This window comes from Tundrisphaera lichenicola, assembly GCF_051175385.1.
Classification (GTDB): domain Bacteria; phylum Planctomycetota; class Planctomycetia; order Isosphaerales; family Isosphaeraceae; genus Tundrisphaera; species Tundrisphaera lichenicola.
In genome coordinates, this window is record NZ_CP195106.1 from 5022606 (window position 1) to 5037442 (window position 14837).

The following is a 14837-nucleotide window of genomic DNA, read 5'->3' on the forward strand; positions in this document are numbered from 1 at the left end:
CCGATGGCAAGCTACTGATATTACACGATTAGCCCGGTTTCGCAAGAGCTAGCGGCGGCCTGATGATCTTCGACGATCGCTTCCCCGACCAGGGCTGGTGTAATTTCAGACTCTTCATAACCGATGAGGCGGGCACAGAGGGCCAGCTCCCCATGCTGGCTGAGGTCCAAACCCTCGGCCTCGTGTTCGGCCGGAACTCTCAGCGGGATCAAGAGGTCCGTCAACTTGAAGAGTACGATCGAGCCAACGAAGGAGAAGACGGAGACGATCACCAGGGCAAGCAAATGGTAGAGGAAGGTCCGAGACTCTCCCGAGGTCAGGCCAACGCCCTTCGCGAAAATCCCGGTCGCGATCATCCCAACCATCCCGCCCACCCCGTGACAGGGGAAGACGTCGAGGGTGTCGTCCAGGCTCGACTGGGTCTTCCAGTGAACCGCCAGATTGCTGATCACGCTGGCCACGACGCCGATGAAAAGACTCTCCCGTACCGTCACGAAGCCGGCGGCGGGAGTAATCGCGACCAATCCTACCACGGCTCCGATGCAGGCCCCCATGGCCGAGGGCTTCTTGCCTCGATACCAGTCGAAGCAAAGCCAGCCGATCATCGCCGATGCCGAAGCCGTGTTGGTCGTGGCGAAGGCCAGGGTCGCTGACCCGTTGGCACCAAGGGCCGAGCCGGCATTGAAACCGAACCAGCCGAACCAAAGCATCCCGGTCCCGAGGATAACGTAAGGGATATTGGCGGGCTCGTGTGGGTGACCGTCGATGTGGGATTTCCGACGGCCAAGGAGAATCGCACCGGCCAATGCAGCCCATCCCGCCGACATGTGGACCACGGTGCCGCCAGCGAAGTCTTTCACGCCCCACTTGTTCAGGAAGCCTTCGGGATGCCAGGTCCAGTGGGCCAGGGGAGCATAAATGAGCAAACTAAAGAGGACGATGAAAAGCAGGTAAGAGGAAAATCGGACTCGCTCCGCAAATGACCCCGTGATGAGTGCCGGCGTGATGATTGCGAACTTGAGCTGGAACATCGCAAAAATCATCAATGGGACCGTCGGAGAGAGAACCGGATCGGAACCGAGCCCTACCCCCTTGAAGAGTAAGTAGCTGAAAGGGTTCCCGATCAGGCCCCAATGGTCTTCTCCGAAGGCCAGGCTGAATCCCACGACCACCCAGACGATCGAAATGACGCCCAGGCAGACGATACTCTGGAGCATCGTCGAGACGACGTTCTTGAAGCCCACCATCCCCCCATAAAAGAATGCGAGTCCGGGGGTCATCAAAAGTACCAGGGCGGAAGCCGTGAGCATCCAGGCGATATTTCCCGCATCAACCGGACCGCTCTCCGGGCTGGGCAATGCCGGAGCCGGGATGAGCGAGGCTCCGAGGGCGATCGCGAGCAACACCATGAAGGGAATCGGCGTCGAGGATTTCATGGGTTAATTGCCTGGAAGGGGGTGGCCGTAGGAGATCTCACTCGGCCCCTTGGAAGGTCCGGGTCGATCCACTGCAATGTTGGGAATGGATGTTCGATCGATGCGTTGGCGATCGGGTCGATCTCTTACAAACTGGGAGGATGGGGGAGAGGGTATCGGGCAATGATAATTTAGCGAAGCGATTTACCGGGGAAGAAGGATCTCGATTTCTTCGACGAGAAGATCCTATGAAAGCTGTGTCTGCGACTGCAAGATGGGAATTCTTCAATCGACAATTTTTTCTTTCGATTGCTCCGCACAATCAAAGAAATCCCTCCCGGGCGGATTCCCGGGAGGGATTTCTGTCCGATTGAATCCTCATAGGGGAGAGGATTCGGATGGGATGGTCCATCAGAATCAATCCCAGGGCGTCTTCACCGCCTCCTCGACGGTGGGATAGACGTCGATCAGCATGCTCAGTCTCATCTGATCCAGAACGGGTTGAATCTCCGGGCTGACCCCGCAAACCCGCATCGTCGCGCCCTTCCGTTCCAGTCCTTGATAATGCGCCAGGATCACTCCGACGGCCCGACTGGATAGGAAACGAGTGTTGCCCAGATCGATTACCATTCGACGCGGCGTCTCGTCTTCTTCCAGGATCGAGCGAAGCTCGTATCGAACGGGACTCACCGTCTCCTCCTCGTTCAGATCGTGCGAATTGACCGTAGCGACGAGTACGTCGTCGATCGTTCGACACGACAGGGCCCGATTCAGGAGCGGCTTGGCTCCGACAGAGAAGTTCAATGGCGGAGGAGGGAGCGTCGGGGCCACGGGAGGCGGGGCCGGCCTGGGCTGGGCATGAACGGCCAGTGCCGCCAGATCGGGGATTCGAGGAGTCGGTCGGGGCTCGAACCGAGGTCGCGAGGCATGTTCCTCCGCCCCCTCCGGTTCCTCAAGAGAGGTATCGTAGGCGATTCCCTCCAGGAATGGCCAGCCTTCGGGAGCATGGGCCAGCCCTCGAGGCATCTCACCCTTTCCTTTGATCGCCAGGGTCAGGACCATCGGGCCAATCTGAATCAGATCGCCGTCGAAGACTTCCGTCTCGCGGGCTCGGAGGACCCGATCATTGATCCCGGTCCCACCTTCCCCGCCGAAGTCGCGAAGGTAGACCCGCATTTCGCGCTGTTCTATCAGCGCATGGATGCCCGATAGCCCCTGGATATCAGGCCTGAGTTGACAATTCTCGTGCCGACCGATGAAGAATTTCGCGGTCGCGATCTCGACCGATTGGCCGCAGGCTCGCCCGGTCGTGGCGACGATCTTGATTTCCATGGACACCTCTCGGGAGAGCGTGGGTACATGACCTCAAGATGTTTCGATTAACGGGCGAATCGGATGGGAGGCCGGCTATCGCTCGATCTGACGACGATATCAATAAGTCCTTCGGCAACTTCGCCCGAAAATTGATCTCTTTACCTCGACAGTATAATGAACAAGTCGCAAATCAAGCAACTAGGGTTTGAAGATTAACAATCCTTGTAATATCCCTCATGCGTGCTTGATTGCCTATGGAAATGGACGGAATCGACCGGCTCCGGGACTGAGGGTTGCCGGAAGGGGTTCGAATTCGGTATATTCTTGGAACAGGCGCCCGTAGCTCAACGGATAGAGTCGCGGACTTCGAATCCGAAGGTTGTAGGTTCGAATCCTACCGGGCGCATTTTTTCGATTCACGAATCACTGGTCGTGAATCTTGTTAGCACAGCAGAAGTTTGGCCCTTTGATCGAGACCGACAACTTTGGACGACCCCATCCCGGGCCCCTCCCACGGCCTCAAAGGTACTTATTCCTTCGTCAGCCTGGGCTGCCCTAAGAACCTGGTCGATTCAGAACGCATGCTGGGCCTGCTGGCCCAGGACGGCTATGCGTTGGTCCCGGATTCCAACGCGGCCGATCTGGTCATCATTAATACCTGCGGTTTTATCGACGCCGCACGTCAAGAATCACTCGGCGTGATACGCGAGATGCTCGACCGTAAGCGGGACGGTCGCATCAAGGGGGTGATCGTCGCGGGATGCCTGGCCGAGCGGCAACGCGAAATGCTGCTCGATGAGGTTCCTGAGGTTGATCAGATCGTCGGTGTATTCGGTCGCGAGGAAATCGCGAAGGTTGCCGACCGGATCATGGGGGACCTTCACGAGCAACGGACCGTCTTCCGGCCCGCGCCGGTCCAGGCACAAGACGACCGGGCTCGGTTTCGAATCACCCCTCGTCACCTGGCCTACCTCAAGGTTTCCGAAGGCTGTGATCGACTTTGCACGTTCTGCGCTATTCCTTACATGCGCGGCAAGCATGTCACCAAGCCGATCGAAAAGGTGATAGAGGAGGCGCGCGAACTGGCTGCCGATGGGGTTCGTGAGCTGAATCTGGTCGCCCAGGATATGACCTACTATGGGATCGACCTATATGGTCGGCCTCGATTGGCTGAGCTACTCCGGGAACTTCAGCAGGTCGAGGGGATCGACTGGATTCGGGTGCTCTACAACTACCCGAATCACTTCACCGATGACCTCTATGATGCCCTGGCGACATCATCGAAGGTCTTGCCTTACCTGGACATGCCGCTCCAGCACATCAACGACCGAATGCTGAAGGTGATGAATCGGCGGCACACGAGGGATCAGACCGAATCGATCATCGCTCGCCTTCGCGAAACGATACCCAATCTGGTCCTTCGGACGACATTCATCGTCGGTTTCCCGGGCGAGACCGAGGCCGAGTTCGAAGAGTTGCTGGCCTATGTCGAGTCGGCCCGGTTCGAACGTCTCGGAGTCTTCCCTTATTCCCTGGAGCCAGACACCCCCGCGGCTCGCTTGCCGGGCCATCTTCCCGACGAGGTCAAGGCGGATCGACGCGACCGGATCATGGCGGCCCAGCAATCGATCGCGTTTGATTTTAATCGCCAGTTCGTCGGCAAGTCCCTCGATGTCCTGATCGACAGCCCCGTCCTCGAATCCAACGGGAAACTCTGGGTCGGACGCACCTTCGCCGACGCTCCCGATGTGGACGGGGTTGTCTACGTCTCGGGCCGCGATCTGGAAACCGGCGACATCGTCCGATGCTCGATCGTCGGAGCCGAGGGTTATGACCTAGTCGCCAAGCCTGACGGGACATCGGCACCTCGAAAGCGAAGAGCCCGCCCGAAGGCCCGCAAGAAACCCGACTCGCCGTTCACGATCCTCAACTGAACCTCTTCCACGATTGTTCGGGTTCGGGGCCAGCAGGAGCCGCCGGTGAAGGACGATCTGATGGCCTCCCCGACTTCGGTCCTCCCCAAACAAGCGACTCCGGTCTCCGAGGAGTTCTGGAACGTCCCGAACTTGTTGACGCTGAGCCGTCTCGGGCTTTCCGTGGTCGTTTTCGCCCTCATGGCGAATGACCGCTTCTGGTCGGCGTTGATCGTCTTCGTTTTGGCTGCCCTGACCGACGCCCTGGACGGCTACTTCGCACGCCTTCTCAATCAGGGTACGGCCATCGGGCGACAGCTCGATCCGCTGGTTGACAAGGTCATCGTTTGCGGGGCGTTCATCTATCTACTGAGCGTGCCGGGCGACACGGGACTGGCTCCCTGGATGGTCACGACCATCGTCATCCGGGAACTCTTGATCCAGGGACTTCGGAGCCATCTCGAAGGAGGGGGTCAGCCGTTCGGCGCGAAGACGGCCGGCAAACTCAAGACGCTCACGCAGTGCCTCTCGATCTCGGCGATCCTGGTTCTCCTCGCACTCCGGCCCTGGCATTCCGCGGGCATTTATCTGGCTCGCGACCTCCTCACCTGGTCGGCGGTCGGCCTCACGATCTACAGCGGACTGGGTTATTTCGCCCTGGCGATCCCGCGTCTCAGGGGCCGCTCCCCCTCTTCTTCCCTCCACTGACCCTCACCTCACCGATGGGATCTCATGGACTGGATCGAATCGCTCGTCCTTGGAGTGGTCCAGGGGCTCACCGAATTCTTGCCGATTTCCAGCGATGGTCACCTGACCATCACTCAGCTCGGGTTTGAAGAACTGACGGGCCGATATTCCTCGCCCGCCGACAAGATCTTCTTCGACGTGATGCTTCACGTGGGGACCTTGTTGGCGATCTTGCTGAGCTATCGAAATCAGATCATAGCTGGAGCGAAAGGTCTGCTGAACACGGAAGAGGTCGCCGAAGACTTCCGACGACCAGCCCTCTTTCGAATGGGTATTCTCGCAGTCGTCGCGACGTTACCATTGATCCCCGACAAGCTTCTTTTCATAAAGTACATCGAGGAAGCTTTCCAGAGCCTGACGGCCACCGGTGTCGGATTCCTGATCACGGCGGCGATCCTCCTGATCACCATGCGTCTGAAAGGTGGGGAAAAAGGTCCGTCTTCAACGACCTGGCTCGATGCGATGCTGGTCGGAATTGCCCAGATGTTCGCCCCTCTGCCGGGCGTGAGTCGGAGCGGCCTGACGATCTCGGCGGCTTTGGCCCTGGGCTTCTCCCGGACCTGGGCAGTGAACTTTAGCCTGATGATGGCGGTCCCGGCCATCATCGGGGCGATGGTCTTTGAACTCCGGAAGTTGGACCCGAGTACTCTGACCGCGGATCGTATCGCGCAGATCGTGGTGGCCGCGGCCCTTGCAGGCGTGATCGGATACCTGGCGATCGTCTGGCTCGTCCGCCTTGTCCGATCGGGGCGACTTTGGTATTTTTCTGTATACCTGGTCCTGCTCGGGACCACTCTGATCGTTCTGGATTCGACACGGGGGAAGCGCCCGGATGTCCGGCCCTCGACAGCTCTGGAAGGGCCCATACGGAGCGGCACTCCGAGATCGGGCGATCGAATGGTCGACGACCGAGGCGCCAGGTCTCTGGCTGGTCCCTACGTCGATGGCCCGGGATCAGGTGATCCTCAAACTCGCCCGACGGTCCGGCAGCGTCAAACCCCATCGGGTCTGGTGCTGGGAAGACGCCTGGAAGGTGGTAGCGTCGAGCCACGCTAGGCCACCGGCGAAGCTCTCGACCATCGGCCGGATCACCGTCCTGGCCGAAGCCATCGAGCAAGCTCGACGCGCTCGACAACTCGACCTGATCGACCGGGCGGTCGAGTGGCCGGGCTTCCGAAGGGAACTTGCCCGACGATTCGCCTCCTGGACGGTTGAAGAAAGGGTTCCCTCGTCAACTCCGCCGACCGATGGGTCGGTGGATCGAGAACAATGGGCGATCTTTGGTCATTATCGAGCCATCCTCGAAAGGATCGAGGCCGAGGATGACGAGGGCTTCGCGGTCTGGGCCTCTCGCTCCCTGTTGAGGAAACGCCCCCCCGAGCTCTCCAGGCCGGGCGAGGTTTACGTACTCGATCCCAGATCACCGACCAGGGCCGACTGGCGACTGCTCGAATCGCTCCAACTTCGGGCGAAGTCGATGACCGTCACCCTTCCGTATGAGCCCGAAGATTCACTGACCGAACTCTATGCGGAAATCGCCAGGACTCGTCAACTCTTCCTGGATTGGGGTTTCGTTGAGGAACCCGAGCGTCCCGTCGGGCTATTCCGTCGGCCACCCGGCATGGATTACATCGAGCGAGAGTTATTCCGGAGCGACGGGTCGACTCGAGCTCCGCTGAATCGAGCAGGTGATCTGAAAATACTCGGCGGACCCAAAGGGGAGGGACTTGGACTCCTGATCGCCCGAGAGGTGAACAATTGGATCGAGGAGGGCGTCCCGCCGGATGATATACTCGTTCTAGTTCCGCGACTCGACGAGGATGCCGAACGAATTCGCGAGGCACTGGCGTCGTGGGGGGTGCCCGTCTCGGATCGTGACCAGCGTAAGTTGTCGAACCTTCCGGCGATCTCGGCACTTCGGTTAGTCATGCGGCTCCCGATCGAACAATGGGAGACCTCGCTGCTGGTCCGACTGCTCCGGAATGGCCAAATTCGATGGACGGGAGGTCACCTTGCCTCAACCTTCGGTCCGTTCGAGGCCGCCTCGGCCATCCGAGCGACGAGGGTCTTTCGCGATCACGAGACTCTCCGTAATGCTCTGGCAAGTGGCCTCGATCGCAAGCCGAAGGACCCTGCGATCCTGGCTGCGCTCGACTCGCTCGAACGGCTTGCCGGCTGGATAAATCCAATTGCGAAACCCGGTCCCTGGCGACTCCAGATCGGACGGCTCTTTCAGCTGGCGCGAAATCTCGGCCTCGATCTGGTGGAATTGCAACCGCTTCGCGATGCCCTGGAAGATCGGGGCTGGGTCCTGGATGCACTCGGTCCAAGCATCTCCGAAGAGTCATCGAGCTGGGAAGCCTTCGCGAACCTGGTGGATTTGCTGGTCTCCCACGCCGAAAATCCTCCAATGCCTGCCCGACCGGGCACGATCCGGATCGTGAACGTGGAGGAGGCGGAGGGCGTTCGGGCCTCCTGCATCATCCTCGCGAATCTGGACGAGCGAACCTTCCCTTCGCCGAGATCGATCGACCTCGAAGCCGCGACTGAACCGGAATCAGGTGGATCGTCCCTGGCTTATTCGCGCGAAATGCTCCGGTTCGCCCGAGTGGCGGGATCGACGGATGATCGTCTCGTGCTCGCTTATCCGATGACGGATCAGAACGGCGAGGCACTCTTACCCTCGGGGTTCCTCGATGACCTGATTCGTCGGATGGATGCCACGAGCCGCGACTCGATCCTGGAGAAATACCCCCGGTTCGACCCGGTCCTGGCCGGCCACGAGGATCTAGCTCGTTCCCCTTCCGACGCACGAGTGCTAGCGATCGCCCGGGCTTGCGCGAATCAAGATCTCGATTCGATCCGACGGATGGCCGGCCAAGCCTCTCATATCGAGGCACTCCAAGGGACGGCTGATGCCTTCTCCGTAGCAGGTCGCCGCCGCGACGATCGCGAGTTCGGACCCTATGATGGGAGGCTTCGCGATCCGTCTGCCATCGTCCGGATCGCCGCCGATTTTGGACCGAACCATGCTTTCAGCCCCAGCCAGCTCGAATCATTCGCCCTCTGCCCGTTCCAGTTCTACCAACGCTATGTCCTGGGCCTGAAGGTCGTCGATGAACGGCGGGAACTCGACGAAGACTACGCCGGTCGGGGTAGCCATGTGCATGATGTCCTGGAACAAATCCATCAACAGATCGCCGTGGAAGGCGCCTCCGATCTGATCGAACGACTGGGAGTCCTGATCGAGACCGATATGCGGGTGGAACTGGAGCGGCACGAAGGTGCCGAGGCCGACGTGGCCCAGGTCCTCCGCGAGATCGGGACCCTTCGAACCAACAAAACGCTCTCCCGCTATCATGGCCAGTTCGTGAACTACTTCGGAAAGCAAGGGGAAAAGGTCGAGCCCCACCTGTTCGAGGTCCTTTTTGGTCAGCCCGATAATGAACACTCGAAGCCCTATCTGAGATTGGGCCAGGACGGAGACGAGGTTTTGCTCCAGGGTAAAATCGATCGGATCGACCGAGTCGAGAAGGATGGCAAGCTGCTTTTCCGAGTGATCGACTACAAGACGGGATCCTCTCCATCCGGCAAGGACGTCAAGTCGGGCCTGGCTTCTCAATTGACGCTCTATGCGCTCGCGGTCGAACAGTTGATCTTCCCTTCGGGGGATCAGCAGTTAATCGATGTCGGCTATTGGAGTCTCCCCAAGAACGGCTACAAGAGCGTGAAGCTGGGCGATTGGATCTCTCACCGGGATGAATTGAGAAAATTCGTGGTCGCACTGGTCCGACAGCTCCGTGGAGGAGTTTTCCCGATCGACTCGCGGAAGAAAGATTGCCAGGAGTCGTGCGACTTCCGATCGACCTGCCGAGTGGTCGAGGTCCGGAACTCCGGCAAGTCCTGGGACGAGCGTCCGGAACTGGGGGGCGACGAATGATGGTGCCGTCCCGTGCCCGATTGACGGATGAGCAACGCCGGGCCCTGGCCGTTCGCGAATCCAGCGTCGCCCTTGGCGCGGGGGCTGGGTGCGGTAAGACCACGGTACTATCCGAGCGGTTTCTTCAGGCGATCGATGCGCAAGAGTCGCGGTCGATTGGCCGGATCGTCGCCCTGACCTTCACGAACAAGGCGGCTCGTGAGCTTCGCGAGCGGATCCGGAAAGAGAGCCGGGTACGGCTCGAGACCGGGGGAGACCCGGCACGATGGCAACCCATTATCCGGGGCCTGGTCGCGGCTCGGATCGAGACGTTTCACTCCTTCTGCGGGAAAGTCCTACGCCAGCACTCGATTGAGGCGGGCGTCGATCCCGGCTTTTCCGTCCTGGACGAGTCGATCGCGCTGGCGATCCGGGACGAAGCCCTGGCCAGTTCGCTCCGCGAGCGGCTGTCCGAACGAGATCCGGATCTGATCGAACTTGCCGTCGAGTTTGGCCTAGGGATGGTCCGTCGATCAATCGACGACCTCCTGGGCAATCGCTCGGCCGGGGACATCCGCGATTGGGTCGACAAGTCGCCTCGGGAACTCGTGGATCTCTGGCACAGCAGATGGATCGGCGAGGTCCGTCCCCAACTGATCACCAGTTTCATCGAGACGAATCGCCCTCATCTCGATTTCATCTCCTCCATCGAATTCGACAATGCGAAGATTCGGGAACGTGCCGCCCATCTGATCGACGCCTTCGCTCGGTTTGAGGCTTCACCCGCCCCAGAGTCGATCCTGGGAGAGATCAGCGGGATGGCAAGGGTCCAGGATCTCCCTCGCAAAGGATCCTGGCCGTCGGAGGAGATTTACGAGGCGATCAAGGGCCGTTATAGCGAAATCCGGAAACAGGCCGATAATCTCCTGGAAAACCTCGCCTGGGACGAGCATACGTCGTTTCTCGCGGCAGCTCAGGGGCTCCATTTCGCCCGACTGGCACTGCATGCGCGACAGAAATACGAAGAGGCCAAACGTTCGCGAGGGGGAATCGACAATGATGACCTCCTGCTGTTGACCCGCGATCTCCTCGTCAACGGCCCCAGTTCGGTACGCCTATCACTGTCCGAATCCTTCGACCTAATCCTCGTCGACGAGTTTCAGGACACCGACCCGGTCCAGTCTGAGATCCTGGAGATCCTGGCTGGGCCCGGGATCAAGGACGGAAGGTTGTTCCTCGTCGGGGACTTCAAGCAGTCGATCTATCGATTCCGAGGGGCCAGGCCCGAGCTATTTCGCGACTTTCGCGAGCGGTTTCCGGCGGATGGACGTCTCAACCTGACTGAGAATTTTCGGAGCGTCCCGGCCATCCTCGACTTCGTGAACGCGTTGTTTGCTGAGAGCTTCCCCGAGGTCGGCGAAGCCCTCCGTGCCGGCGGAGACGCAACTTCCGACCCTGATGATTGGCCGGCTGTTGCTATGATCTGGGGACAGACTTCCGACGATCACCCGACACCGGAGAAGCTGGATGCCGATCAACGTCGGAAGGAGGAGGCTCGGCGGATCGCCCGTTACGTCGGGGCGAGACTTCGTGAGGGTTGGATCATCCGGGATAAGGTAAGTCATCAGCGAAGAACAGCAACCCAGGGGGATGTCACCTTCCTGTTCCGATCGCTCTCCGATGCCGCGGCTTACGAGTCGGCCCTGGTTGCCGAAGGACTGGATTATCACGTTGTGGGTGGTTCGGGATTCTTCGCTCAGCAAGAAGTTTTGGACGTGATCAACGTCCTGACCGCGATCGAGGACCCACTCGATTCGGTCTCGATGGTCGGGGCCTTGAGGAGCCCGTTCTTCTCGATCAGCGACGATGCTCTCTACTGGATCGCCACCGAAGTCCTGGGCTCTCCCTACATTGGATTAGAACGGGCCAGCGGATCCTGGCTCGATCGGCTTCACGAGGCCGATCGCCCCCGAGTCGTCCGGGCCCGCCGCCAACTGGCCGAATGGCGAGCGGATAAGGATCGGCTCCCGATTGCCGTTTTGGTCGACCGGATCCTCCACGAGTCGGGATACGAGGCGGCCTTGATTGGGGAGTTCCTGGGCGATCGGAAGCGGGCCAATGCCCGGAAACTCGTCCGAATGGCTCGCCGATTCGACGAGTCGGGGGGCTTCACTCTAGCAGACTTCGTCCAGCGCCTTCGGGCGGACCTCCGCGAAGCGACCAAGGAGACTCAGGCTGCCACCACCGACGAGCAGGGGCAGGTCATCCGCTTGATGTCGATCCATCAGTCCAAAGGGCTGGAATTCCCGATCGTCGTCGTGCCCGACCTCGATCGAAAGCGACCCGGAGAATTGAAGCGGGTGGCCTTCGATGCCAAGCTTGGCCCGGTGGTCAATCCGGTCGTTGATTCCTCCCCGGTCGCGGAAGGGGAAGTGGCCGAGGCGGGAAACAGCCTGGGCTGGACCGTCTATCGTCATCAGGAACGGACCGAAGACGAAGCCGAGGCCCTTCGATTGTTGTATGTCGCCACGACCCGCGCCCGAGATAGCCTGATCCTCTCCTCGGCATCCGATCCCGACCAGGCTCCAACGTCGCCGGCGATGAAATTGCTCGACCGGCGATTTGATCGAAGGTCTGGACTGATTCGTCAGCCCTTGCCCGAGGGTTTCCGAGAGCCCCGGATCGAGATCGTCGATCATCGAGAACGGGAGGGGACCGGAAAATCCGGTAACTTCCGATCACGCCCCCGCCTGCTCGACGTGGCCCGCGCGATCCGCGAAGGCTCCGAGCATCCCCAGACTTCGAGTAGGAAACCGAGGCCCGATCCAGTTCTGGTAGACCTTGATCCGTCCCTGGGCCTACCCTCGACGGCAGGCCGACTGGATCGGCTGATACGCTCGATTCTTGCCGATTCTCGGGCCTTCGAGTCCGGACAATTGACCAGATCTGCCGACCGCTCCGCGAGACTTCAGGATCCGGTCTCTCCATCGAGCCTGGTGGCCGAGGCAGTCAAACGAATCGGGGCCTGGATGACCACCCCACTCGCGAGCGGGATCGCACCAGCGACCGAGGTGCATCGTTCATTCCGCTGGATGATGGGAGAAATCCCGGGAGGCGGGACGACCATCTTCCAGGGTCGGGCGGATTTCATCTATCGAGAGCCATCGGGAGGCATGGCACTCGTGATTCTGAGCGATCCTCTGGCCGATGAACCAACCGAGAGGTTGAGGCTGATGCTCTCGGTCCTCGCGGCGACTCGTGCAAATCTCGGCACGATTCGCCGAGCCTGGCGATCCGGTCTCGGTACTGTTAGCTTGCTCGAGAATTACGATCAGTTCGATGAGGCGCTGATCGAGGAATCGGTTCGGCGGTGGCTTCACGATCGGATTAACGAACCTGCAGATCGGGAGTGACTTCGGCCGAATCGGGTGATTCGAGGGTCGCGGTCCTCGCCGATTCCTGATTCCGGGCGAAGACCAACCATCGGCGTTGGAGTTCGGCATACCCGTCGATGGCGTAGACCTTGCGGAGTTCGGCCTCGAAACCATTCTTTTGCGAGCCCTGGAGGAACTGAATCATCTGGGCGGGGGTCCCCAACTCGACCAGAAATCGCGTCAAGGAGACGCTCTGGGCATAGTAGAGGGCCCAGTATCGCTCGTCGGGATAGTCCATCCCCATGAGAGTGTCGACGGCGAAGAGCCGATTTTCGGCCAGCGGTTGAATCAGGTCGGCGGCACGCCGATCCTGCTCGGTTCGCGGCTCGGACAGGACGGCCAGGCCTTCGTCGGCCCACCGAGGGATTTGCTCGGAAGGAAAGATGTCGGCAAGGATGACGTGGGTAATCTCGTGAGGAAGGACGGCTCGAACCATCGACGGATGATCCGCCCTGAGACTGATCCTTCGGGAGATGATCCGACCAGAATTCATTCCCATCGTAGAAAATCCGGGCGAATCCTCGGGCTGGCCGGTCGCCTGGGCGTAAAGCTTCGCGCTGGGATACAGGTAAACTTCGCAGAGTGGGAGCCAGGGATTGATGGCCAGAGCGTTGGTCCAGTGCTTCGTCTGCTCCAGCCGGGCACTTTCGGCCGCCTGAGCGACTCGTTCGGCCAGGGCTGGATCGGAGTGATAGATCCTGAAATTCTCGGTCTCGCGAGTCTGCCAGCGACCCATGGTGGGAACGCTTCGGGAAGCGACAGGCTTGGTATTCGAGGCGGCCGTGGCTGAAGAAGGGATCGAGGCGGGCCGAACGGGCCTATCGATCGCGGCGGGTTCTTCGGGAGAGGAGGCACGAACGACGGTCTTACCCTTCATCGTCTGCTTACGTCCGGCCAATCGTTCAGACGCTCGGTTTCGGAGGTATTCGGCCACCCAGTTGTTCGGCTTTATGGCACGGATCTGAGCGATCTCTGCGTCGATCTCGGCCCACTCGGCTTCGGTCCGAGGATGCGCATTGATTCGATCGACAATGACGGCGGATCGGCTGTAGGCCCAATGTTCCAGCCGTTCGGACGGCAAACGCTTATTGCGAGCCAGTTCCCCGTAGATTCGCCCAGCCTCGGCATAATTCTTGGCCTGGAATGCAAAATCCCCTGCGGAGAGATCCAGGATCGAGGCCGGTGCCGGCGTATCGACGGGCATCGGTAGGGGTTTCGTGGGCTCGACCTGGGGCTCGCTTTCTGCCGGAACGATCGCGGGCGGGGCAATCCTTGGAGATTCCGCGGCGGATTCGATGACTGGATCGGGTTCCACTGCGTCGGGAATTCTCGGGGTAGGTTGTTCGGGGAGTCTCGCCGGACTTGGCGAGGAGAGCGGTTCGGGCTCGACCGCAGGCTTTACGGAGGTCTTCGACCTGCGATTCAGGATCTTCAGATCTTCCCGATAGATCTCAGCCTCCCGGGTTCGGCCAGCCGCCTGAGCTTGAGTCGCGGCCATTTCATAGGCCTTTTGGAGGAGGTCCATCACCCCCTCGCGAGTCGGGTCGGCCTTGAGGAGAACTCCTTCCAACAGGCCGATCGCCTTCGTGGCTTCGTTGCGGGCGAGACACTGCCTGGCTTCGTCCGTGGCATCGGACGAAAGGCCAAGGGTTGGTCGAGCCAGTCCGAGGGTAGCCACGACCAGGAGGGTCGCGATCTTGTGGCCGTGCATGACGATCCGTGTCCTGCGTAGCGGTCGGAATCGAGTTCGTCGAAGGCGGTGAAACAAGAGTGCCGTACTAGAGTCGTCGGCATTCTCGGCCACGGCCCATCGAGAGGTCGATCCGGCCTCGTCCCCGAAGGTCGTCCATGAGGAGGGAGCCGTCGCAAGACCTTGACCCAACCCGTCCTGGGTGGTGTGCAAGAGCTTGTCTCGATTGATTGGTCAGGAGACGGCGGCGGGAGTATCGTCGAGGTGGTCCGACCGGTCAACCCCGATCCCGGTGGGAGTGATTTTCGATTATTATCGTCGAGTCGAAGGCGCAATCTTGAGGCTTTCCAGACCGACATGGCGGCTCGATTCATGAACAAGCCAGGTCCGGCGGTTTGTCGACAT

The 14837-nt window shown here is 60.2% G+C and carries 8 protein-coding genes and 1 tRNA gene; 6 read left to right on the forward strand and 3 right to left on the reverse strand.

Translation table 11 applies throughout. The annotated features are described in order from the left end of the window. Positions 1–20 precede the first annotated feature (20 nt). Together P12x_RS19640 and P12x_RS19645 are read right to left on the reverse strand one after the other, a co-directional pair. Complete coding sequence (locus tag P12x_RS19640; RefSeq protein WP_435006338.1) at positions 21–1436, reverse strand: ammonium transporter; 1416 nt, start codon at positions 1434–1436, stop codon at positions 21–23. A 396-nt stretch (positions 1437–1832) separates the two neighbouring features. Further along, positions 1833–2747: an STAS domain-containing protein gene (locus P12x_RS19645; RefSeq protein ID WP_435006339.1), complete on the reverse strand. Its 915-nt coding sequence runs from the start codon at positions 2745–2747 to the stop codon at positions 1833–1835. Between the two features lie 315 nt (positions 2748–3062). Here P12x_RS19645 and P12x_RS19650 point away from each other — a divergent pair. From P12x_RS19650 to P12x_RS19675, 6 genes are all read left to right on the forward strand, one after another. Beyond that, a tRNA-Arg gene (locus P12x_RS19650) sits at positions 3063–3135 on the forward strand. Positions 3136–3214: 79 nt separating this feature from the next. After that, entirely contained in the window at positions 3215–4663 is a 1449-nt protein-coding gene (gene rimO / locus P12x_RS19655; protein ID WP_435006340.1) for a 30S ribosomal protein S12 methylthiotransferase RimO, read from the forward strand. A gap of 45 nt (positions 4664–4708) precedes the next feature. Next, entirely contained in the window at positions 4709–5350 is a 642-nt protein-coding gene (pgsA, locus tag P12x_RS19660) for a CDP-diacylglycerol--glycerol-3-phosphate 3-phosphatidyltransferase (protein ID WP_435006342.1), read from the forward strand. A 24-nt stretch (positions 5351–5374) separates the two neighbouring features. Continuing rightward, positions 5375–6445, forward strand: coding sequence for an undecaprenyl-diphosphate phosphatase (locus P12x_RS19665; protein WP_435006343.1), 1071 nt, complete (start codon positions 5375–5377; stop codon positions 6443–6445). Beyond that, positions 6348–9329: a PD-(D/E)XK nuclease family protein gene (locus tag P12x_RS19670; RefSeq protein ID WP_435006344.1), complete on the forward strand. Its 2982-nt coding sequence runs from the start codon at positions 6348–6350 to the stop codon at positions 9327–9329. The genes P12x_RS19665 and P12x_RS19670 overlap by 98 nt, the downstream gene beginning before the upstream one ends. Further along, a complete protein-coding gene (locus tag P12x_RS19675) occupies positions 9326–12721 on the forward strand; it encodes a UvrD-helicase domain-containing protein (RefSeq protein ID WP_435006345.1) in 3396 nt (1131 codons plus the stop codon). The genes P12x_RS19670 and P12x_RS19675 overlap by 4 nt, the downstream gene beginning before the upstream one ends. On the opposite strand, the gene P12x_RS19680 is transcribed toward P12x_RS19675, so the two are convergent. Continuing rightward, positions 12696–14453, reverse strand: a complete 1758-nt coding sequence (locus P12x_RS19680) for a peptidase MA family metallohydrolase (RefSeq protein WP_435006347.1) — start codon at positions 14451–14453, stop codon at positions 12696–12698. The genes P12x_RS19675 and P12x_RS19680 overlap by 26 nt on opposite strands. Positions 14454–14837 lie beyond the last annotated feature (384 nt).